Annotated in this window: 22 protein-coding genes; 4 read left to right on the forward strand and 18 right to left on the reverse strand. The window is 38.6% G+C overall.

Translation table 11 applies throughout. From position 1 onward, the window contains the following. The first annotated feature begins 3 nt into the window (after positions 1–3). The gene (locus JNUCC23_RS15530) at positions 4–1,053 is read left to right on the forward strand and encodes a glycosyltransferase family 4 protein (protein WP_454212281.1); all 1,050 of its coding nucleotides are present in this window, start codon (positions 4–6) and stop codon (positions 1,051–1,053) included. A gap of 91 nt (positions 1,054–1,144) precedes the next feature. Continuing rightward, positions 1,145–2,686 carry a hypothetical protein gene (locus JNUCC23_RS15535; protein WP_454212283.1) on the forward strand — a complete coding sequence of 514 codons (1,542 nt, stop codon included), beginning with the start codon at positions 1,145–1,147 and terminating at the stop codon, positions 2,684–2,686. Between the two features lie 238 nt (positions 2,687–2,924). Here the strand turns inward: JNUCC23_RS15535 and JNUCC23_RS15540 are convergent, their stop codons facing one another. From JNUCC23_RS15540 to JNUCC23_RS15570, 7 genes are all read right to left on the reverse strand, one after another. After that, on the reverse strand, positions 2,925–3,848 hold the full coding sequence (locus JNUCC23_RS15540; RefSeq protein WP_454212285.1) for a hypothetical protein: 924 nt from the start codon (positions 3,846–3,848) through the stop codon (positions 2,925–2,927). A 285-nt stretch (positions 3,849–4,133) separates the two neighbouring features. Beyond that, positions 4,134–5,135, reverse strand: a complete 1,002-nt coding sequence (locus tag JNUCC23_RS15545) for a phospholipase D family protein (protein WP_454212287.1) — start codon at positions 5,133–5,135, stop codon at positions 4,134–4,136. 1,309 nt (positions 5,136–6,444) lie between these two features. Continuing rightward, on the reverse strand, positions 6,445–7,392 hold the full coding sequence (locus JNUCC23_RS15550; RefSeq protein ID WP_454212289.1) for a transketolase family protein: 948 nt from the start codon (positions 7,390–7,392) through the stop codon (positions 6,445–6,447). After that, complete coding sequence (locus tag JNUCC23_RS15555; RefSeq protein ID WP_454212291.1) at positions 7,389–8,240, reverse strand: transketolase; 852 nt, start codon at positions 8,238–8,240, stop codon at positions 7,389–7,391. The genes JNUCC23_RS15550 and JNUCC23_RS15555 overlap by 4 nt, the downstream gene beginning before the upstream one ends. A 1-nt stretch (position 8,241) precedes the next feature. Beyond that, on the reverse strand, positions 8,242–9,624 hold the full coding sequence (locus JNUCC23_RS15560; protein WP_403069664.1) for a PTS ascorbate transporter subunit IIC: 1,383 nt from the start codon (positions 9,622–9,624) through the stop codon (positions 8,242–8,244). A 22-nt stretch (positions 9,625–9,646) separates the two neighbouring features. Continuing rightward, entirely contained in the window at positions 9,647–9,928 is a 282-nt protein-coding gene (locus JNUCC23_RS15565; protein ID WP_454212293.1) for a PTS sugar transporter subunit IIB, read from the reverse strand. Beyond that, positions 9,925–11,955: a BglG family transcription antiterminator gene (locus JNUCC23_RS15570; protein ID WP_454212295.1), complete on the reverse strand. Its 2,031-nt coding sequence runs from the start codon at positions 11,953–11,955 to the stop codon at positions 9,925–9,927. The genes JNUCC23_RS15565 and JNUCC23_RS15570 overlap by 4 nt, the downstream gene beginning before the upstream one ends. Positions 11,956–12,851: 896 nt before the next feature. Between JNUCC23_RS15570 and JNUCC23_RS15575 the strand changes: the two genes are divergently transcribed. Both JNUCC23_RS15575 and JNUCC23_RS15580 read left to right on the forward strand, forming a co-directional pair. Next, a complete protein-coding gene (locus JNUCC23_RS15575; protein ID WP_454212297.1) occupies positions 12,852–13,223 on the forward strand; it encodes a competence protein ComK in 372 nt (123 codons plus the stop codon). Between the two features lie 201 nt (positions 13,224–13,424). Then, positions 13,425–13,688, forward strand: a complete 264-nt coding sequence (locus JNUCC23_RS15580) for a hypothetical protein (RefSeq protein ID WP_454212299.1) — start codon at positions 13,425–13,427, stop codon at positions 13,686–13,688. Between the two features lie 394 nt (positions 13,689–14,082). Here the strand turns inward: JNUCC23_RS15580 and JNUCC23_RS15585 are convergent, their stop codons facing one another. The 11 genes from JNUCC23_RS15585 to JNUCC23_RS15635 form a co-directional block, all read right to left on the reverse strand. Continuing rightward, positions 14,083–14,184, reverse strand: a complete 102-nt coding sequence (locus JNUCC23_RS15585) for a DUF3789 domain-containing protein (protein WP_454212301.1) — start codon at positions 14,182–14,184, stop codon at positions 14,083–14,085. A 232-nt stretch (positions 14,185–14,416) separates the two neighbouring features. Next, positions 14,417–14,932 carry a VanZ family protein gene (locus tag JNUCC23_RS15590; protein ID WP_454212302.1) on the reverse strand — a complete coding sequence of 172 codons (516 nt, stop codon included), beginning with the start codon at positions 14,930–14,932 and terminating at the stop codon, positions 14,417–14,419. A 252-nt stretch (positions 14,933–15,184) separates the two neighbouring features. Continuing rightward, positions 15,185–15,700 (reverse strand): SDR family oxidoreductase, encoded by a 516-nt coding sequence (locus tag JNUCC23_RS15595; protein ID WP_454212304.1) that lies wholly within the window; start codon positions 15,698–15,700, stop codon positions 15,185–15,187. Beyond that, the gene (gene rfbB, locus JNUCC23_RS15600; protein ID WP_454212306.1) at positions 15,697–16,710 is read right to left on the reverse strand and encodes a dTDP-glucose 4,6-dehydratase; all 1,014 of its coding nucleotides are present in this window, start codon (positions 16,708–16,710) and stop codon (positions 15,697–15,699) included. Before rfbB ends, JNUCC23_RS15595 begins: the two co-directional genes overlap by 4 nt. Continuing rightward, positions 16,707–17,114 (reverse strand): dTDP-4-dehydrorhamnose 3,5-epimerase family protein, encoded by a 408-nt coding sequence (locus JNUCC23_RS15605; RefSeq protein ID WP_454216095.1) that lies wholly within the window; start codon positions 17,112–17,114, stop codon positions 16,707–16,709. The genes rfbB and JNUCC23_RS15605 overlap by 4 nt, the downstream gene beginning before the upstream one ends. Positions 17,115–17,460: 346 nt before the next feature. Beyond that, complete coding sequence (locus JNUCC23_RS15610; RefSeq protein WP_454212308.1) at positions 17,461–18,168, reverse strand: ABC transporter ATP-binding protein; 708 nt, start codon at positions 18,166–18,168, stop codon at positions 17,461–17,463. Further along, positions 18,168–18,947, reverse strand: coding sequence for an ABC transporter ATP-binding protein (locus JNUCC23_RS15615; protein ID WP_454212310.1), 780 nt, complete (start codon positions 18,945–18,947; stop codon positions 18,168–18,170). Before JNUCC23_RS15615 ends, JNUCC23_RS15610 begins: the two co-directional genes overlap by 1 nt. Beyond that, entirely contained in the window at positions 18,922–19,896 is a 975-nt protein-coding gene (locus JNUCC23_RS15620) for a branched-chain amino acid ABC transporter permease (protein ID WP_062177323.1), read from the reverse strand. The genes JNUCC23_RS15615 and JNUCC23_RS15620 overlap by 26 nt, the downstream gene beginning before the upstream one ends. A 13-nt stretch (positions 19,897–19,909) precedes the next feature. Further along, complete coding sequence (locus tag JNUCC23_RS15625) at positions 19,910–20,788, reverse strand: branched-chain amino acid ABC transporter permease (protein ID WP_062177318.1); 879 nt, start codon at positions 20,786–20,788, stop codon at positions 19,910–19,912. 166 nt (positions 20,789–20,954) lie between these two features. Further along, complete coding sequence (locus tag JNUCC23_RS15630) at positions 20,955–22,127, reverse strand: ABC transporter substrate-binding protein (protein WP_454212313.1); 1,173 nt, start codon at positions 22,125–22,127, stop codon at positions 20,955–20,957. A 337-nt stretch (positions 22,128–22,464) separates the two neighbouring features. After that, positions 22,465–23,235, reverse strand: coding sequence for a tRNA threonylcarbamoyladenosine dehydratase (locus JNUCC23_RS15635; protein ID WP_403069480.1), 771 nt, complete (start codon positions 23,233–23,235; stop codon positions 22,465–22,467). Positions 23,236–23,530 lie beyond the last annotated feature (295 nt).

Raw genomic sequence — 23,530 nt, forward strand, 5'->3', positions numbered from 1 at the left:
AAAATGAACAATGTTCTGCTACTAACAGATAAACTCATAACGGGGGGAGCTGAGATGTATTTTTGTAAATTAGAAAATCATCTCAAGGATGAAAACATGGCCTTTTATTCAGCTGCTGCCACTGGTGAGTTGTACAATCAAATTCAAAATAAGCATCATTTTATTCCCTTAAGCTTAAAAAATCATATGGCTAATCTTTATACATTAAGTAAAGAGGTTGCCCAAAAAGACATTACGGTCATACATGCAAATAGTTTAAGAATGTTACTCTATTCCATCGCAATAAAGAAAATCACAAGAAGACAAATTAAGCTAGTGTATACCAAACATAACGTGACGATACTAGAAAAAAAGATGCCTTCATTATTTAAAAAAGTGTTAAATCAGCATGTTGATCAAATTATTGCGGTGAGTAATTTCGAAAAAGAAAACCTACTTCAGTTGGGTGTAAAGAATGATATGATTCGAACCATTTATAATGGAGTCGACATAGATCATTTTTCATTTCAACAGCAAAAACATAAAGAAACGTTCAATGTTGGAATTTTAGCCCGTTTATCAAAAGAGAAGAATCATGAACTTTTTTTGAAAATTGTTAATGAGTTAAAAGATGAACCAAATGTCATGTTTTATATTGCCGGAGAAGGACCAGAGCGGGATTCTGTTGAAAGAATCATTAGTGATTTGCATATAAATCATAAGGTAAAACTTCTAGGTAATGCAGCCAATCCATATGAATTTATTTGCAACATGGACGTACTGCTCCTAACGTCTTTAAGAGAAGTGTTCCCAATGGTCGTTCTTGAAGCAATGGCGACGGGAACACCCATTGTATCTGTAGATGTAGGTGGCATTAAAGAAGCCGTGGTGGATCAGGAAACAGGGATTCTTATTCCACATCATTCTGAATTAGAATTTGCAAAAAAAATTAAATTACTCCGCGATAACGAGCCATTAAGACAACGGATAGGAGTCACAGGAAGACAAACAGTAGAAAAATCTTTTTCACTCTCAAACATGATTCATTCTACACTAGAAACGTATCAAAGGTAAAAAACAAACGTTCATCGTTTGTTTTTTACCCATGCATTCTTTTTGGACATGCATATTCTATAACACACCACTAGATAAGGAGTGTTATAAATTGACAGACGCCCTTAATTTTTCTGAAGATTGCCAGAATAGAGATGTTATTCATATTGATTGTTTTGGCGCTAGTCCAGATTTACTAAATAATTCGCCGGCGATTCAAGAAGCCATTGATTATTGTTTAGGTAATCATCACTCTAAAGTTGTTATAACTGGGAAGAAGCAATATACTTTAGCCTCTCCCATTGTCATTAAGTCTAATGTACATCTTGAAATAGATTCCACCGTAACATTAATAGTCAAAGGAAACTTCCAAGTATTCGAGCTTCAAAAGGATGCTTCAATCACAGGGGGTACGATTGAGATTGTGGATAATAGTTTTAATTCATCCGTAATTTTTCTCTCCGGCGCCCAACAAATTGAAATTCATAATCATACCTCTATATCTAATATTAATATTATGAATCGTACAAATACCTACCAAGGGATCGCCATTCATTTATCTTGTCAAAAAGCATGGGATTTCATCAGTTTCCTTAAGGTTCACACCATCCAAATCACAAACTTTCAAACAGCTATCTATTTAAAAACAGAAAAGCTTCAGGATATTAACACGCCATGCTGGATTAATGCAAACTCCTTTAATTCTATTTTCATAGATGGCTGTCAGTATGGAATTGAAATAGTCGGAAATAGTGATCTACCTTACGAAATATCTGGAAATACGTTTACTGAAATCCAAGTTCAATGCAGGGCACAAACTAAAAAAGTAATCCGATGTTCGGGTGCTTATAATATGTTTGAAGGAGTGATTTGGGATATGTACCGCATGACTGCCCCTCCACTCGTCATCGAATTCTCTTCCATTTCTCATCACAACTACCTCTTTTCAAACCAATTAGCCACATCAATTCTTGATCTTGGCCTATACAACCGCTGTACATCACCTCATGAAGAATCCCTTCCAGTATCCTCCCCCCTTGCACTAGGAAAATCACATCTAATGGGGAATCAAGATGATATCTTAGTTAATGCCCATATCCGATACGCCGTACGTCAACTTTCTGGAAAAGCACCCTATGGAGGAACCCTTAGTAATTGTTTTAACTTATTGGATGAGCAAAGTGTAAATTATTTGGATGTTCCTAGTTCTCAGCCGGTTATTATCGAGTTAGATTTTTCTAAGCAGCCTATTCAAATGCTGAATTGCCTTGGTATCTATTTTGGATGGAATGAAAGCCCAAATCGGATTTTGATTGAATATCAACAAAGTCTAAACGGACCTTGGACAGTAGCTAAAGATATACCATATAATGTCGGAAACACGATTATTTCAGAAGTACGAGCAGCTACCTTATTTAAAGTTAAACTGACGCTAAGTGGCTATACTCAAGGGCACAAACGGTTTCGGATTAATCGGATCTTTGCACGATCTTCCTTACAGCAAGGGGCCTCTTGGTTGCCAACTACAGGTGGGACATTGTATGGCGATTTAGAATTCCAAAAAGGCAAAGCTGTTACGCTAGTTTCCCCTAATGGAGGAAGATGGAAAGTGAATATTAATGATCAAGGACAAATTATTACGACAAAACTATGAAGATAGCAAAACTCTGATTTAATTCAGAAAAGTTTTCTTCAATACCGATTAAAAAGAAAAGGGTATTCACATACTAATTTTTCTTAATCCAGTAAAAACAGTGTGTTTACTAGTCTCATTTTGCTATCTAAGAGAAAGACCCCATGATAGATATGCAAAAGAGCCACACGTACCATCCTTCGGTTTAACATTATAAATGAATGAAGCCCCTCTCTCCATTGAGAAGGGCTGTTGCATTTTACTGATTCACTTTGTTTGCTTGTCCACTGTCGGAAATTCTGTTCATAGGTAATGAAGGAATGTCAATGGTCGTATCCTTGCTTTGTTCTGTAAGTTCAATCACAGCGTTTTGATGAGTGATTTGGTCCAAATCCCAAGACATCCCATCAAACTCATTGTACTCCCCGCTTACCTTCAAAATACTCTTAGTTTTGCTTGATGGCTGGATCTGTAAGTTGGTAAATTGATTGCCGCTCGTTTCATTCGGTATAGTTGAATGACTATCCATGTATATCATGTTTACACAATCCTCTAAAGATACATTCATAAACCGATTAGCGTTGATCCAGGCATATCCAGAAGCCGGTTTTTCAGCTATAAACTTTACACCCGTTTCCATTCCTGAAATCTTCATGTTTTCGAAGTTAACGAAAGAAATCTCATGTTCTTTTCCACCAGCGTATAAGAATACTCCTGTACCCTGGTTACTTTCAGACCAATTGACGATATTTACATCCTTTACTTGTGTTCTGTACCAAGTGTTATAATATTTATATTTACCATCTAAGTAAATAACTTCTGAATTAAAATCCGCATCATTAATGGCTATATAAGCGCCTTCAATGGAAGCATTTTTCTCAAGTTCAAGCACCCTGAAGTTTCCCACAACAATGAACTGTGTTCCGTATCCAAATAGTAACTTAACACCTTCTCGAACAATGATAGGTGATGTAATTTTGTACTGTTTATCATCCAGCATAACAGTTTTTATTTTTTTGTCTTTTGCTTTATCGATGGCTGCTTGAATCTTAATAGAATCATTGGCCCCTTTAAAATCTTCAACGTATATCTTCTCTTTTTGGTCAGTAACAGCATGATTCTGTTGGTACAAGACAACAATAATGAACACTATACATAGGAATAAACCAATCATTTTTTTCATGACATTCATCCTTATTTCGTTTTATTTTGGTTTGTTTTATATTAGTGCTCTATTTCCAACTAAATAATGTTCGTTATCGTACTGAGTAGCGTGCCGAAGCTCATTTTGACATCGTTCCCCTTGTTTATAATGCTTCAAAATTTGCTACCGTTCGTATCCATACCATGTTAAATCAATAACAAGCTGAATAAACCTTAAAATTTTTAAATAAGAACTCAACAACTCCTGCGGATCTATTTTTCTTGAAAATAAGCATTTATAAAGTTGATTCAATATAGAAATCTATCAGACTTTAATTGTATTGATGATATCTTTGGCACTTATTAAATCACCTAAACGATAATACCAGCCACCTGCATTATTTTTCGGTGGTCTAGGACAATTAAGCAATTCATAGATTTCATTTAAAATATAAAACTTATAAGGCACAGCCTTTTCATAGTCAAAACCACTTTTGCGATCAATAATATAATTTACTAAACGGTTTTCAATAACTTTCGGAAAACCTCGTTCTTCTATTACTCTTCGCCAGCTAGATAAATCAATCTCTAATGTCTCGACAATTTCATACACACTCTTCATTTGACCTCCATTTGGATATCTAAAAGTGATATATTTCGTTGGCGTTTTATATGGGTAATCATACGGATGAGCATGAATAGCATACTTCTCAACAATATCGTATGTACCGCCAATTGAAACTGAAAGAACAATAGCTTCCTCATCCAATTGTTTATTAGTTAGTAGCTCTGCCCCCCACGAATAGTTCAATCTAGGATCTTGCTCTATAGTTGGCTTTATATGTTTCTTCATTTCTATTTCTATATTAATCATATCTTCATCAACATACCAATGACCAGACAGTAAAATATCTTCAAGCAGCTGTTTTGCATAACTTAAAATAGGAATAGTTTCATGTTGTTCATAAAGAAACATCAACAACTCTTTATTTTCTTTTAATCCTTTTTTTGTAAAGTTAGCGGAACCAGTAATACACATACTTTCATCCAAAATGTAAACTTTAGAATGCAAATTTTTCAGGGCAAGAATTTTTACTCCTTGTCTTTTTAATAGCTTTAACGCCTCAATACTACTGCTCCCATTAATAAATAAACTTCTGTCAAACCGGGTTATTAAAGTACATTCTACATTGTCATTCTGCAGTTTATTTATCAGTCTTCCAGCTGTATACATACTAATAAATGGGCTAATAATCATGATTGATTCTCTACTCTTATTCAATTCCGTAAATAGATGTTTTTCAAGATTATCAGTAACTACCTTCATTATCCATCACCCCTCATCCAAATTATAACAGTGAAACCCCACTCCTTAAATAGGAGGCCATTGAAAAAGTTAGTCCTATTAAATGAAATTAAATAGCTATATCTAATGATCGATCTTGATAGATTAATGTTCTGTAGATCGCTTTAGCCATAAAATTGATTTTTTTTGAGTGAAATTTTTATACCAATTTTGCTTTTAGTAGTCTATTCCACTTTAGAGGTCTATAGTCTGATCATAGTATAAGGTTTCCTTGCCGTTTGCTGTATGATCCTTAACCAAGAAAAACGCCGATTCTACTTGATCGGAATACTGTAAACGAAAAGCTTCTAATATGCTCTGCACATCTTGTTTTTTATAGCTTTTTAGATACTCTACTCCATTATGGGAGTAATAAAAAAATAATTAATATCATTGATAAGACGCTGTAGCCGATTGTCGAGATTTAAATTTGCTTGGTTGATAGATCGTTGTACACTACTCATCTCATTTTTGATAAATACATCACGATAGTACTCTTGGTAATAATAAGCAAGGCCAGATACTCCAATAAATGATACGATACAAATTGAAAAAAAGATTTTTGTAAAAAACTTTTGGCTCATAATAATGTATATTATATTCTTTGACATGTTATAAATCGATTAGCCCTCTTACAAATAAGTTAATAATCTAAGATATCTGGTGAATGTTTAAATAGAATTAATAGAAGATATATCCCTTTGAAGCATTTATTGATTCTATATAGCAATTCGCCATCAATACACAAAACATTCTAGCTTCAATAGAGATAGTTGTAAACTAACACATTTTAAGCAGTAAAATAATTAATCAAATGATATTCTTGACAAGATGCTCGAATATACAAAAAACACCTCACGCTTTGGTATTGTGAATTTGATTAGAAATACCACCAATTTAAGTAAGTTCAGCCTTTATAAGAAAGTCTAACGACCCAAAAAAGACAGAGAATCAATGACTCTCTGTCTCTTTCACTCTTTCGAAAAACTCCAAGTTGTAGCAGGTACCCAAGGCAAAATGACTTAATAGTTAATTTTTATGCTTAAGCTTGAAATTGAGGAAAATTTAATGCGTCGGGGGACAGGCCCATGGTTCCGTCACATTTCGAAGATGAAAAGATTAATTTATTTTAACTATCTGCTCTTTTACTGAGATTGTATTCCTCTTTCTCATTCATAATCTTAGTGCTCTATAAAACCTATCTGCAATGGTATTTTACTATTTAGGGAGTGGGAGTCAAGCACCAAGATTACGAAAAGAAGCAGGAGAACCATCCCCCTGCTTCTCCTATCTATTTTCTCTCAATCACTCTCTCAACTTCCCTTACAATCGTTTGTGCATCCAATCCATACACCGTTTTCAAATATTCCGTTTTTCCTACTTGGCCAAAGCGTTCACGAACACCAACACGGTAAAGAGGAGCTGGGTAATGTTCAGAAAGGGCCTCAGCCACAGCGCTGCCGAGTCCACCGTTTACATTGTGATTCTCTGCAGTGACGACAGCCCCTGTTTTTTTGGCAGCCTCGATGAGTGTCTCGATGTCTAAAGGTTTTATGGAAAACATGTCAATCACCGTTGCCTCAATACCGATTTGAGCAAGCTTGGCAGCTGCTTTTAAACTCTCACCTACCATAATTCCCGAAGCAACAATGGTTACATCTTTACCGGTACGCAACACTTTGGCTTTTTCAAAGGATTCGTTTTCATCGTATAGGTTGATCGATTGCTTCCGAATCGTACGGATGTAATGAAGACCGCCTTCTTTATAAGCTTTTTTCAGTAAATACTTGAGTTGATTTGAATCGCTAGCTTCATAGACATGAGCGTTTGGAATTTCTCGAACTAGGCCAATATCTTCAAACGTCATATGTGTGCCTCCATTATGTTCTGCAGTCACACCTGCATCAGATCCAACGATCACGGCGTTAAGCTTGGCATAGCCAAGGGAAACGAAAAGTTGGTCAAAAGCACGTCTTGTAACAAACTGTCCAAAAGAGTGAATAAAAGGTTTGCGACCGACAACAGAAAGTCCGGCAGCTAATCCCATCATGTTGGCTTCCATAATGCCAACATTCACGTATTGACCTGGAAGTTCAGACTCTAGTCTGCTTGTAGACATGGCTGAGCTTAAGTCCGCTTCAAGCGCAATCACACGATCATCTTCCTTAGCTAATTCACGAATCGTATCAGCGTAGGTTTGACGCATTTCTTTTTGGTCGAGGACAGAAGAAAATGTCATTGGTTTTGACCTCCTTGAAGTGCTTTTTCTAATTCTTCTAGAGCCTTATTTATAGCATGATTATCTTCTGCACTAGGTCGGATATGGTGATTGTCCGCCTTTTGTTCTAAGTACGGAACACCTTGTCCTTTCGTCGTATCTAGAATGATAGCAGTTGGCTTGCCTGTACGTTGCTTCGCTCTCTCAACCGCAGCATCGATTTCTTCTACATTCGATCCGTCCACTCGCTCTGCAGCAAATCCAAAAGCTTTCATTTTCTCAACAAAATCAAATGGTTTCATAATATCAATCGTTAGACCATCAAGCTGTTTTTTATTGTCATCAATAAAGACGACAAGATTTTCAAGCTGATGGTGAGCAGCAAATTGGAACGCTTCCCAACATTGACCTTCATTCAATTCTCCGTCCCCTACAATGGCATAAGTGTAATTCGCGCGGTCATCAAGCTTGTTGCCAAAAGCGATACCGGTTGCTGCTGAAATTCCTTGACCAAGTGAACCCGTCGTCATTTCAACACCAGGAGTTAAGTTACGATCCGGATGAGAAGGTAACGTCGTACCGTTTTGATTAAGCGAATAAAGCGTTTCTTCTGAGATGAATTTTTTCAGAAACAGAGTCGCATAGAGTGCCGGACCCCCGTGCCCTTTTGAAAGCACGAAGTAATCACGATCTGGATTTTTGGCATCATTTGGCTCAATATTTATATGCTTACCGTATAGAACAGCAAGTACTTCCACAATGGAAAGGCTGCCTCCATAATGACCGAAGCCCAATTCCTGTAGTTCCTTCAGCGTATAATAACGGATTTGATTGGCGTAAACTTGTAAATCAGTTTGTGTTGCTTGCATATTATTTCGCCTCCTGTATAGATTCCTGATTAGCTGCATCTGTTTTTGTGCGTTTAAAGTTGAAAGCAAACATAATAGCTAGGATCGCAAGTAGACCGACAACAATGCCAGTTTTGCCAACATAATTTGCAAGGGTACCAAAGAAGATTCCTGAGACTGCGAAATCCGCATCAGAGAAGGTTGAGTTGGCAAATCCAAGATCCCCTAATACTGGCAATAGGAAAAGTGGCAGGAAACTGATGATCAGTCCATTAACGAAAGAGCCGACGATTGATCCACGCAAGCCTCCAGTAGCATTTCCAATAACGCCTGCCGCTGCCCCCGTAAAGAAATGTGGTACAACACCTGGAAGAATCATAACGGTTCCAGAAAGGGACATAATGAGCAAACTAACAATTCCACCAAAGAAGCTTGAGAAAAATCCGATCAGTACAGCATTCGGTGCGTACGTGTAAATGATTGGAACATCAAGGGCTGGTTTTGCATTCGGAACAAGTTTCTGTGAGATTCCTTTAAATGCAGGGACAATTTCGGCTAAGACAAGACGTACACCAGCTAAGATGACGAATACACCAGCTGCGAATGTACCAGCTTGAATCAAGGAAAAAACAAGGTAATTCGTTCCATTACTCAAATTTGCTTCGATATAAGTAGGTCCTGCAACAAGGGCGACAATTAAATAAATCAACGTCATGGTAAGTGCAATACTTACTGTTGAATCACGCAGAAAGCCAAGCCCTTTTGGAAAATTAATGTTCTCAGTAGAACGAGAGTTTTTTCCTTTTACAAGCTTGCCAACAATCCCACTAGCTGCATAGCCAACCGCACTGAAATGGCCAAGCGCCACATTGTTATTCCCCGTTACTTTACGGATAAACGGTTGAACGATAGCTGGAGAAAGGGTCATGATAATGCCAAGAGCGAGACCAGCAGTTAAAATGAGCCCAAATGAGGTGAAGCCAGCTACTGAGAAAATAACCGCAAGCATACAAGCAAAATAAAGTGTATGATGACCCGTTAAAAAGATATATTTAAAAGGCGTAATACGAGCGATTACCACATTAAACACCATTCCGAAGAACATGATGAGAGCTGTACTGGAGCCATATTCATTCAGTGCTAACGCAACAATGGCCTCGTTATTCGGTACGACACCGCTTACATGAAAGGCTTGTTGAAACATTTCGCCAAAGGGAGCAAGAGATCCTGACAAGATCCCCGCTCCGGCGGAAATGACGAGAAAGCCGACAAATGTTTTCGTTGTTCCTTTCAATGTATCTGGTATGTTTTTACGTTGTGCGAGTAATCCAATAAGTGCGATCAGCGCGACTAAAATAGCCGGCTGACTTAAAATATCAACGATTACGTTAAGGAACCCATTCATGAAACTTCCTCCTCATATCTACTTAAATTTTTTGTCTTTCTTTCATGACAGCTGTCACTTTTTCTCTTAGTTCATCCATATCAATAATGCTTTCTAAGACAATCACATTACCAAGGTGACTACCACCCTCTGCGATATCTTTTGCCAAGAAAAACACGTCTGCATCGCCCGGTGTTGCTGAGCTTAAATCAGAGTGACTCACTTCAACATCCTTCACACCCAGTTCCCCTAGAATTTGCTGAATATTCATTTCCACCATAAAACTTGTCCCTAAACCTGATCCACAAACCGCTAAAATTTTCATATTGCTACCTCCTCATTTTTTATAAATGCATATAATTCTTCCGGATTTTGCATCGCTTTTAATTGTTCGATCGCTTCATTATTCGAAAGCAAGGTCGTCAGCTGCGATAGCGCCTTTAAATGTGTTTGGCTGTCAATCGCAGCTAAACAGATAAAGAGTTCCACAGGGTAATTCTCATTATCTAGTAAATAGACTGGATGATTGACTCTTAAAAGAGACATGCCTACTTGTTTCACACCATCTTCAGGTCTGGCATGTGGAATCGCAATCCCCTTTCCAATATAAATATATGTCCCATTTTCTTTTACTTTTTGAACCATCGCTTCTACATAGCTATCTTCTATGTGCCCTTTGTTTGCAAGTGGGCTTGCGCTGAGCCGAATCGCTTCTTCCCAGTTTAGGGAATCATTCGTAAATTGCATCATGTTTTCTGTTAATAGTTCCGAGAGCATTGGCTGGTAGCTCCTTTCAGATGATGTATTGGACCATAATTTTGAAAAAAGTACTTCGTATAGAGCCTTTTCATCTTTTACATCGGCATAACGATGGATCGTTGTCATAATGTCTTCCATTGAAACATTCCATACAACAAGATCTGGTATGTGACGACCCACCGCTTGAATGAGTTGATTTTTCTCCACGGCTGTAAGCAAAGGTGGAATAACGTGTACAGGCTTTGAACAAGCAAGCGGAACCGTCGAGAAAACGACATCGTAGCTTGCCGGATCCACACGCATGAATTCATCAATCGAATAGTTCTGCGTGAAGCTCAATTTCGGAAAAAGCTGAGACAGCTGTGTTCGCATCATGAGCGATGAACTGACCCCATTCAAACACACAAGAATCGCTTTATATTCTTTTGGCTTTGCGAGCTTTACCTGGCTACCAAAATGGATGGTGAAAAAGCCGACCTCTTCCGCAGAAATTGGTTGTTTGGTTCTTGCTGCCAATGGCTGTAGAGCTTCTTTTACAATGGCATATAACTCAGCATGCTGTGCTTGGATTTTCTCAATCAAAGGGTTTGAAATCGGTACACGAAACTGAATCCGAAAGTAGGCTGGAACAAGATGCTGATAGAGCGTACGTTGTAATTCCACTTTATTTGGAATTTCAACAAAGGTTTGTCTCTCTACGTTTTCGATTAATTCAAACGCCATTTTTTCAAGAAAAGGATTAAACATCCCCTCCATCGAACCTTGAAAGGCGGCAAGAAGCTGAATCGTGACAAACGTAGCCTCCTCTTGAATCGGCTGATGAAACAGTTCATTTGCTAGTGACTCTCCCAACCTATAAAATGGATGTGCGACAATGATTGCTGACTGTTCCTCTGTATAGAGGATGGTTTGCCGTCGCTGCCTCACTTGAATAAAAGCTAGAAAATAAGCGAGTTCGTCTAACCGATCGGTGACGTACTGAACTTGATTTTCCTCCGCTGTTTGTTCCAACAACTCGCGAATAGTTTCATAGTTGAAACTTACCTTCCATTCAGCAAATAAGTTTTGTAAGGCTTTCTCAGCAAAAGGAAAGGGTAATATTCGATTAATGGCAATCGCTGCGAGTCTTCGCTTGTTTTCTTCTAATCCCCATAAATGATACCCATCTGCTCTCGAGTAAAGCAGATCAATTTCTTCCTCTTCACAAAGCTTACGTACCTTCTTAATATCGCTTAATGCTGTATTACGGCTTACATTAAGAACTAGCTGATAATGTAAATTGGACACAGGCTCTTGCCGAATAAACGTATAAAGATAGATAAGATACATCCGCTGTTCTTCTGAATAAACAACCTGCTTATCAGAAATAACATCGAACGGGATCGCCTTAAGCAATGTATCTGGTACGTTAAGATTCATTCCATCCAGCTCAATAATAGGCAACGCTAATTCTCTTAAACCATCATTCATTTTCTTTAAATCATAATGAAACTGTCTGTTTGATAATTGCAGTTTACGTCTTAGCTCTGGCACATTTTTCTCTGGATAAGAGAGGAGCTCCTCAAGAAGCTGTGTAGATCGATAGTCAAACATGGTTGATTGCCTCCTCCTTGTCATTTATTATAAAACGCTTTCATTTCAGATGAAAGCGTTGTTGAGTCCAATTGATGTTCGTTCTTTAGAGACCATATTGGATTCAATGTCTGATTTTTATAAATTCTCATACATCATTCATTATACAAAATTTTTCCTCTTTTACTTTCAACCAGCCTTTAAAGTACTCTAAAATCATTTCCTTCTTTAATTAATCATTAGAACTCATTTCGTTTCTGTTGTAATAAAAGCCGTTGCTTTAACAGGTAGTCAAGATAAATTGTAAATCGCTCTCTTTAGGAATGCGCCTTCCAACGCAAAAAGACAGAGAGCCAATCGGATCGGACTCTTTGTCTCTTTTAATCTCTCGACAAATTTCAGGTGATGACAGAAACGTAAAACGAATACAATTCTATGCATTTATGGTAATAGATCCACAAATTTGAATAGTCAGTACGGAAGACTGCCCTATTCTTATTTCTAAGGATTTTAAATTTGTATTCTTCGTAAAAACAAATGCGGCATGATTCCTTTGAGCTAAACGCATGGCATCTCTAACTTTCTTTTTCCTCTTAAATGACTCATTCGGTCCTAAAGCCCAATTATGACATTTTTTCTTTTCTTCTTGACTGTATATACTTACAGTTGGTTTTCTTTTAAGGCTCAGCCTACATCTCCAAACTTATGCTTATATTAAAATCTATTTTACCATTTTATCTCTTTTTATTCCAAAGTACACGTACAAAAAAGAGCAATCCCAAGACCACAATACTACAGGCTCAGCCCAAAAATATTTACGTAGACAAAATAAGGAAGGATAAATCAAACAAATTTACAATTATTACACATAACATGATAGATAATAGCACTAGGAGGTGATTACATGGGAATGGATAATGATAAGTGAGTATAGAATAATCGAAGAAACGGTTTGTTTAATGAGTGAATTTGATACATATGGAAATGAAAATACGAGAGTAATAGAGGGTGTTAAAACATTTCTAGCTCGTCAGCGGCCGACGGAAATTATCGATGAAACGCTCAAGTATTTTGGTTCAAGTCTTGACGGGGCTATCGAAGAAGCTAAATCTATTATTGGTGACAAATATCGAATCCCTATTGCCATAGTAGCAAAAACTAAGATGATCTGGTTTCCTTGTAAAACTTATCGAAAAAAAGAGTATATGTGGCTGGCTCACTCCCATATTCATCACATGGAAAAAAACGGCCCTACAGAAACGTTGATCTATATCCTGTCCTTTCAATGAATGATTTTTCGATAGACCATTTTCGTTTATAAACGATCCGAAAATGATGAATGTGTGAAAGTTGTAAAATCAAGATCATTCGGACTGGGATTGGCACGTAAAACACAGTCCCCGACTTTATAAAATTTTAACTATGCTTACAAGTCCACGTCACATAAAATAATAGATAGAATAACTCGGACAAAGGAGGACAAAAAACGAATGGAAAACTACATCTCTCGTGAAGTTAAACGGTTGATAAATAGATATGGGGACGAAATAGAACTTGAAATTTTCGAATACTCACTTACTATTCACACTAGACAACATATTTTCCCAATAAGCGATCGTTACTTTAAAGTAGTAGCAACCATATGCCCAGATGAACCACCTTTTAAAGATTTTTTTGCAATAGGTATGGCTTCCCCAAAAAGGCTCGCCATAAAAAAAGCGATTCAAAATTTATACAAAGAAGCGTCATATTAACATTCACGTAATCGCTTTACATTTTAATTACTTATGACGGTGGTCAGGCGCCATAGCCTCAAAGCATATTGCTAATGATTTATTCCAAAGTAATTTAAAATTAAGGTAATAATTGTTGTTAAAATAAGGGTTACAGGATTTTGAAGAATATTAAGGGGACTTGCTCTACATGTATTCTTGTCTTTCACAAGATCTAGATAGCTTTCATAGTTCTTCATATTGTGGACAATACCATGATGCTTAACTACCTCTATTTCAAAAGAAAGTTCACACAAGTTTTACAGGGAAATAAAAGCAATACAAACTTTACAACAAAGAAACTACCCTCAAATTTCAACCTAATTAAAAGCAGATTTGTTTTATCTAGTGCAACTGTTTAAGACCTATCAATATTTCAATCCAGATGTTCGTCACCACGTTTGGCCGCGAACATCAAACTCACAATCACGATTGTAATCAATGAACCTACGAATAACCCAGCTATGAAAGTAAGCATAGGCTCCATCCTACTTCAGATTAGTAGCTCTTAGCTATTTATGCGCCAATATTGGTTAAAAAGGCTTAACAGAATGTTAGAGTTAAATTCTGATTGTCCATAGTATAAGGATTAGCTTCTTGAAGACCAAGAGAAACCATTCGCCATTTTGTGATAAGATATGAAAAAATCGGCGCGTTAGGAGAAATGTAAACGATCAACAGAAGAAGCGCTGATTTTCGTTTGAGTAAACTCATTCAAACGAAAACCAACGTTTAATCGTCCCATTCGTTTTAATGCGTAACAGCCAGTGGAAAAATAGGATGCCGAGTAAACCGCCAATTGTATCGATGACAACATCTTGCCACAGAGGTGTCCGACCACCGGTAAAATGTTGATGGATCTCATCAAAGCATGCATAGATCAACACACACAACAGAGGTACACCAAAAGAAAAAACACAGCGCTTAGAAAAATACCGTAATGCAGCTACAGTCAAAAATCCAAATACGAAAAAAATAGATAAATGTGCAGCTTTCCGAATAAAAAATTCAAGAAACCCCGTAAGTCCTTGACTTTGGACACTTACTTCATGCCCAGCGTAACTAAATACAATCCAAGATAACATACTCTCCAAGCTAGTATTGCCTTCGACATACTTCCCTAAAAACGGTTGGAGATTCTGTTCTTCATATGGTTGGGATGAGAAGTAAAATATACTAGAAGCCCAAAGTAGAAGAATGACGAATAAGATGCGCTTTTTGTTCAATGGAATGTTTCCTTCCTAAAGAGGTGTTGAGTAACCTTTTGAAACGGATACCGAGACTATAATGATAGTCCTGAACGATAGAACATTCAATTATATGTATTCCCTATGTTTCATACAATTCAATTGGTAAACCATCTGGATCAGCAAAAAAAGTGACATTTTTCTCTGTAAATGGATCGATAATACGTTCTTACTATTAGCTCGCTTATAGTAAGAATCACCAACAGTATCACAGTCATTCTCTCATTCGCCTTAAATCCTCCAAAAAGCATTCATAGCTTTAAAAAGGAAGCAATTTTGAAAAACTGTAGCATATACCCAAGATGTCCGAACAATAAAACATTTGGAATGGAACTCACGTACGAATTGTTCACCTGCAAGTTTCGATTTACCATAAACTCCAATTGGCTTTGTTGGCTCAAATTCATTAATTGGTTCTGTTGCAGTACCGTCAAATACATAGTCAGTACTCACATACACGAACTTTGCTCCAACTTTTTCGGCTGCTAAGGCTACATTCCTCGTACCAAAAGCATTTATTAAAAAGGACAGCTCCGGTTCCGTTTCAGCTATATCAACTTTTGTGTGAGCCGCAGTGTGAATCACTACCTCCGGCATTACTGACGCCACTACTTCATTAACCTGATCAATATTCGTAATATCCAGTTCGTCTCGTCCATACCCAAAAACATCAAATCCTTTTGCTTGAAGCTGTAATACTACACCTGTTCCGAGTTGACCTTTCGCACCTGTAACAATCACTTTCATTGCTTATCACCATATTGCTTTGCATAATAATCCAGGTAAGAGCCGGATTTAATATTCTTCCACCATTCTTGATTATCAATATACCATTGAATTGTTTCAACAATGCCTGTATCAAACGTGTATTGTGGCTTCCACCCTAGTTCATAGATTAATTTCTTAGGGTCAATCGCATAACGGCGATCATGTCCAAGACGATCTTCTACATACGTAATCAAACCTTTCGAAACATCCAGTTTTTCCACTATTAAATGTACAATCTCATTGTTGGTACGCTCATTATGACCGCCAACATTGTACACTTCTCCAGGCTTTCCTTTATGAATCACAAGATCAATAGCTGCACAGTGATCTTTTACATGAAGCCAGTCTCGGACGTTTTTTCCATCACCGTAAATCGGTAAATCTTTTCCTTCCAACGCATTCGTCACCATAAGTGGAATCAATTTTTCAGGGAAATGATACGGACCATAGTTGTTTGAACAGCGTGTGATATTTACATTCATTCCGTACGTTTCAAAATAAGAACGAACAAGTAGGTCTCCTCCTGCTTTGCTAGCTGAATACGGACTATTTGGCGTAAGTGGAGTTTCTTCTGTAAAATAGCCTTCTGCTCCAAGTGTTCCGTATACTTCATCTGTTGACACCTGTACATATTTCTTTAAATTATTTGCCTTCGCAGTTTCTAAAAGAGACTGCGTTCCTAGCACATTACTCTTAACAAATAAATCAGGCTCTGTAATACTCCGATCCACATGAGACTCCGCAGCAAAATTTACCAACACATCAATCTCATGTTCTTTCACTAGGTGATCAACTAATTCTCTATTATTAATATCACCTTTAATAAATTTGTAATTTGGATTGTTTTCAAGTGACTTTAGATTTTCCAGATTGCCCGCATACGTTAATAAATCATAATTCACCACTTTATAATCACTGTATGTATCCAATATATAGTGAACAAAGTTACTGCCAATAAAACCAGCTCCGCCTGTCACAAAAAGATTCATTTTTGACTCTCCCATACAAAATTATTATCTGCTTCCTCAAGTATCGGATGTGTCTCATCTTTGCCTGATAAAACCGGTACCAATGTCGGCCAATCTATCGCTAACGCTGGATCATTCCACGCAATACCTCGGTCATTTTCAGGTGAATAGAGCTCATCTACTTTATACTGAACTTCCGTATTTTCGACTAGCGTACAAAACCCATGAGCAAATCCTTTTGACACAAGTAGCTGCCTTTTATTTTCTGAAGTTAAAATAAAGCCCTGCCATTGTCCATACGTAGGTGATCCTTTACGAATATCCACAATGACATCATAAATCGCACCTCTCGTCACACGAACAAGCTTCGGCTGCGCTTTTGGATTCAAAGGCATTTGGCCTTCTTTTTTTGTTGGTAGGTGCATCGAGCTACTTGTGGCACGTAATGACATCAATCCCACTCGCTAATGTAAATTCTGGCTTGTAATCATTGAAACGGTAAGGGAATTTCACGCCCCAAAGTCTATGTTCCCCCTCTATACTCCGCCCACCGCATCATTCAGCCACGGCGAGAAAATTTGTAATAATCGTCACCACTTTTTTACACTTCTTTATACAAGCATTATATCAAATTAACAATATATCCCTATACTAAAACTCAGGTGGATAGCATGCGTGGCTATCGTGGTATTGGCGTAGGTGGAGCCAATGCTGATTTTTTCTACATAGTGAAGTACGCAAAAACCGCCTCATGTCTAAGGCGGTTTCCTATTAGTTCCCTCCAAGATAGGCCATTTTTACTTTCTCGCTTGAGGTAAGTTCTTCGGCATTGCCTGAGAGAACGATACGGCCGGTTTCCATGACATAGGCACGGTCGGCGATGGATAGGGCTAGATTCGCATTTTGTTCGACTAACAGAACGGTTGTACCAGATACGTTAATTTCTTCAATGATGCGAAAGATCGTTTTCACGAGCAATGGTGCTAAGCCCATCGATGGTTCGTCAAGCAGGAGCAAGCGCGGCTTCGCCATTAAGGCCCTGCCCATGGCAAGCATTTGTTGTTCACCACCCGATAAAGTACCCGCTTGTTGTTTCAATCGTTCTAATAGCCTCGGAAATAAATCGTACACCATTTCCAGATCTTGTTTGATTCCTTTTTTGTCTTTTCGTAAAAAGGCCCCTAGTTCTAGGTTTTCGCCTACCGTCATATTAGCAAAAACACGGCGTCCTTCCGGAACATGAGAGATTCCACGCTTCACGATTGTTTGGGCTGCTTTAGCGGTAATAGGTTTCCCTTCAAAGACGATTTTTCCTTGCTTTGGTTTCAATAAGCCAGAAATCGTTTTAAGCAAAGTGCTTTTTCCGGCTCCATTCGCTCCAATCAGCGTGACGATTTCTCCTTCGTTGATCGCGAGCGAAACGCCCTTCAAAGCATGGATATTGCCATAATACACATTGAGATCTTCAATCGTAAGCATTAGGACACCTCCTCGCCGAGATATGCCTCGATGACTTTCGGATGATTGCGGATTTCTTCAGGCGTTCCATGGGCAATAAGCTGTCCGTGATCAAGCACATAGATTCGTTCACACACACCCATGACGAGTGACATATCATGCTCAATCAACAAGACCGTTAAATTGAATTTTTCTCGAATGAAGGCAATCAACTCCATCAGCTGTGCCGTTTCCTTTGGGTTCATTCCAGCAGCCGGTTCATCGAGCAACAACAATTCTGGGTTAGCTGCAAGCGCCCGGGCAATTTCAAGTCGGCGCTGTTGTCCGTATGGCAGGTTTTTCGCTTTATCGTCCCGATATTGATCTAAGTTAAATAATTTTAGAAATTCCAACGCCTTTTCTTCCATTTCCTTTTCACTAGAAAAATGATTTGGCAACCGTAAAATACTACTTAGAATTGAATGCTTGGCAAGCGAATGATAGGCAACTTTTACATTATCAATCACAGATAGTTCTTCGAATAAACGGATATTTTGAAACGTACGGCTGATGCCTTTTTTCGTGATTTTATATGGAGGTTGTTTTCGTAAGTTTTCCCCTTTAAAAAAGATGCGCCCATCGGTTGGCACGTATACACCTGTTAGCAAGTTGAATAACGTCGTCTTGCCGGCCCCATTTGGACCAATTAAGCCGACGAGTTCCCCCGAATATAATTTCATATTCACATCTGCCACCGCCTTTAAGCCCCCAAAGCGGATTCCTACTTGTTCGACTTTAAGCAACGGTGTGTCTGTTTCCATCTTTAGGCCCCCCTTTTTTATTTCTTCGGTTCGTAAATAAGGATGTGACTTCTTTCGTGCCAAGCAATCCCCGCGGGCGATACAGCATTGTGAAAATCAAGATCAAGCTATAGATGATCATTCTTGTTTCTGGGTATTCCGTTAACAACATGGAAACGAGTGTGAGTAAAATGGCGGCAATCACGGCACCACTCATACTACCTAATCCTCCAAGAACGACGAATATTAAAATATCAAATGACTTTAAAAATCCGAATTGGCTCGGTTGAATAATGTAAAAATTATGGGCCCAAAGTGCGCCACCCACTCCAGCAAAGAAAGAACCGATTAAAAAAGCGACGACTTTATAATAGGTCGTGTTAATGCCCATGGCGTCTGCGGCGATTTCATCTTCCCGAACTGAGATACAAGCCCGACCGTGCGTGGAATTCGTGAAATTTCGAATGACTAAAATAGTGAGTAACATACAGCCAAATACCCATGGCCATGTGGTTAATTGTGACACCATCATGCCGCTTGGTCCGCCGATATAATCGATATTGAAAAAGGTAATCCGAACGATTTCACCAAAACCAAGTGTGGCAATCGCCAAATAGTCTCCTTTTAACCGAAGGCTCGGAATGCCGATCAGCATCCCAGCCATTGCCGCAGCAAGTCCACCAGCTATCAGACCGATCAATAGTGGCTGACCGAGTTTCATCGTAAAAACCGCGGACGTATAAGCACCGACCGCAAGAAAGCCGGCATGCCCAATGGAAAATTGACCGGTAATGCCAATGATCAAATGCAGACTTACTGCAAGAATAATATAGATGCCCATCGTTAAGATCATGTTGACGAAATAAAAATTAATCATAGCACTTGAGATGACGACTTGGACGATGGTAAACAAGACGAACGCGAATAGAATGGAGAGCCAAAAACCTTTTGTCTGTTTCAGTTTGATCATCGCTTTGTCTCCCTTACACTTTTTCTCGTTTGTTTTTTCCAAAAATTCCTTGTGGCATGAAAATGAGGATAAGAATTAAGACAATGAAGGCGACGCCATCCCGCCAAAGCGATCCTCCGGCTGCACTCACTAATGATTCGATCACACCTAATAGCAAGCCGCCGACCATCGCTCCTGGAATAATGCCGATTCCGCCAAGCACAGCCGCAACGAATGCCTTCAAGCCAGGGATCACACCCATCAGGGGTTCGATTTTATAATAATACGTTCCAAAAATAACACCCGCCGCTCCAGCTAGCGAAGAGCCGATGGCAAATGTGGCTGAGATCGTGTTATCGACGTTAATGCCCATTAATTTTGCGGCTTCTGCATCATGGGAAACAGCCCGCATCGCTTTGCCGATTTTAGTTTTATGAACAACAAATTGTAAAATAATCATGAGGGCAACAGAAACACCGAGGATGAGTAGTGATTTACTTTCAACCGTAACACCAAGTATATCGATTTTATTCGTAGGTAAAATATCGTTGGGATATGCTTCAAGTTGGGCGCCTCTAAAAAAGATCATGCCATTTTCTATGAGCAAGGACACACCAATCGCGGTAATGAGCGCAGCAATTCTCGTCGCATTGCGCAATGGCTTGTAGGCAATCCGTTCAATGAGAACACCGAACACTGCACAGGCAACCATTGACAAGATTAAAGCAGGAAAGAAAGATAGGTGTAAGAAGGTGATCGAATAAAAGCCAACAAACGAACCGACCATGAATACATCGCCATGAGCGAAGTTGATCAGTTTGACAATGCCATAAACCATCGTATAGCCGAGAGCAATCAGTGCATAAATACTGCCAAGAGAAATTCCATTTACTAATTGTTGGATGATTTCCATCGTTTACTCCCCTTTTAAGAAAGCGTACAAACCTTTCAATACTGGAAGAAAATAAGGGTCTGACCTCACATTCTAGACACCGTTTATTGTGTGATTTACACGTCTACAAACAATAGATAGAAGATGTGGGGCCTGACCCTTTCATGATCGGACAGCCTCATGTTTTTTAAGGATTCACTTTTGTTTCGAAAACTTGCTCACCTTTTTCGTATCGTAAAATGGTCGCTGATTTGATCGGGTTATGATTTTCATCGATTGTAAATGAGCCTGATACTAATTGCAGATTTTTCGTTTCAGCAAGAGCTTTTTGAATGTTCTCGCTCGTTACTTCTTCGCCAGCGTTTTTAATCGCTTCTGCCAGGAAGTAGGCCGTATCATATCCTAATGCAGCGAAAGCATCCGGCTTTTTGCCTTTGTATTCCTTTTGGAAGGCTTCGACAAAGCTTTGGATTTTCACGTCAGGATCGCCAGATGAATAATGGTTGGTGATGAAGGTGTTTGCTAGAGCATCCTTCCCTGCGATTTCTAATAGTTTCGGAGAATCCCAGCCATCAGCGCCCATAATTGGCACGTCAATTCCTGATTCACGTGCTTGTTTCACAATCAGGCCTACCTCTTCGTAATAGCCAGGAATATAAATGAAATCAGGCTTTTTCGATTTAATCCTTGTTAAAGTGGCACGGAAATCGGTATCTTTTTGTAAATAGGCTTCTTCGGTTACAACGGATCCGCCATTTTTTTCGAATGATTCTTTAAAAGAAGCCGCAAGCCCTTTTGAATAATCACTTGAGTTGTCAATATAAATCGCTGCCGTTTTGGCACCTAGGTTTTTCGTAGAAAAGTTTGCAGCAACGGTTCCTTGGAATGGGTCGATAAAGCATGTCCGGAATACATAATCATTCAATTTCCCATTTGTCACCGTCACTTCTGGACTTGTTCCGGTTGCTGTTATAATCGGAACTTTGTTTTTATTCGCCAGCGCTACTTGAGCAAGTGTGTTCGTGCTTGTTGCCGAACCAATGATAGCAAGAACCTTATCTTGGTTAATCAGTTTCAATGCCCCATTCATTGCTTCCTGTGCTTCCGATTTGTTATCATATTTAACTAGCTTCAGTTGTTTCCCGTTAATTCCTTTTTTATTGATTTCTTTAAGCGCCAGATTTGCCCCTTCATAAATTGATTGGCCATACGAAGCAACACCGCCGGTCAATTCTAAGTTCGCTCCAATCAATAATTCCTCGCTTGCATTGCTCCCGGCACTGTCTGAATTACAGCCGGCTAATACACCAGCTACTAGTGACAGGGACAGGAAAATTCCCGCTAGCTTTTTCGTTTTCATGCATGTACCCCCTGATTTTCATAATGTTAAAACATTTGGAAATCATACCTTTACACGAAAATCAAATATTTTAAATTAAATAAATATTTTGACAACAGTGTAACTGATTCTGATTCGTTCGTCTAGATGGTTTTATACGGAAGAGTGATTTGTATGTAGGTCTATATATGGCGAGCACTTGCAGAATTTTATTGTAATATAGGTGTTTTTTTATAAAAATAGCTTGTTCTAGGGTAAGTCTTTTATATCAAAATATTTTTGTTTGCAAAAAAATTAGCGAAAAATATTTTGGTGGGCATAGAAAAATGCCGATCGAAATCAGCATTTCCCCCCGAAATTATTCAATTACATCACCCACACGATATACTTTCACGTCTTTCGTAATTTCACCTACAACCCAACTTGCGCTAATCAATCCTGCAACAGATGGGCAGAACGCATTGGAAGATGGCGGCATTTTCGCTTTGCGAATTTTCGCATCTGGTTTACCGACCACCTTATTGACTTCTTCTCTTGTGACAATCGGCGTTTCATCAGAAAATACAACCGGAATTCCTTTATATATGCCTTCTTTACGTAAACGCGTACGTACCACTTTGGCAAGTGGATCTGTGTGTGTTTTGGATATATCGACAATTTTGAATCTCGTTGGATCCATTTTATTGGCTGCACCCATGCACGAAATGATCTTAATATCTCGTTTCAGACACTCTTTCATAAGATGGATTTTATAGATGATTGTATCAGAAGCATCAATGACATAATCAATGCCGTGATTGAAAAAATCTTCGTACGTTTCTTCGGTATAGAACATTTTCATCGCGATCACTTCGCAATCCGGATTAATATCTTGAATCCGGTCACGCATTAGCTCGACTTTCTGCTGACCAACCGTTGAAAGAAGTGCATGTAACTGTCTATTCACATTCGTAATATCGACATCGTCCTTATCTACAAGAATCAAACGGCCTACACCTGAACGTGCCAATGCTTCAGACGCGAAAGAACCCACTCCGCCAATCCCAAGCACGGCAACCGTTGAATTTTTCAACAGATCTAAACCCTCTTGGCCAAGCGCCAACTCATTACGTGAAAACTGATGTAACATATGTTTCAACTCCATCTTTACAATCTTAATAAATACAATTCCCAAAAAAGACTATACCATAAACTTTAATAAAAGATAAGTAGGCTGGTCGGGATAATTATCGGTGTGGAGTTGGTTAGCTTAATGGGACATATAGGAATATTTGAGGTTTTAGCGCATGCATGAATCCCACTTTTCTAATTTTGCGCGCCAGATTTCGAATTTGCGTGCCGGAACGGGGTCGTTACGTGCCGGAATCCATACTTTGCACCCCAAAGCCTCTTTTTTCGACTAGAGGAAAAACATAACCCATTAT

The organism is Peribacillus sp. JNUCC 23 (genome assembly GCF_053653995.1).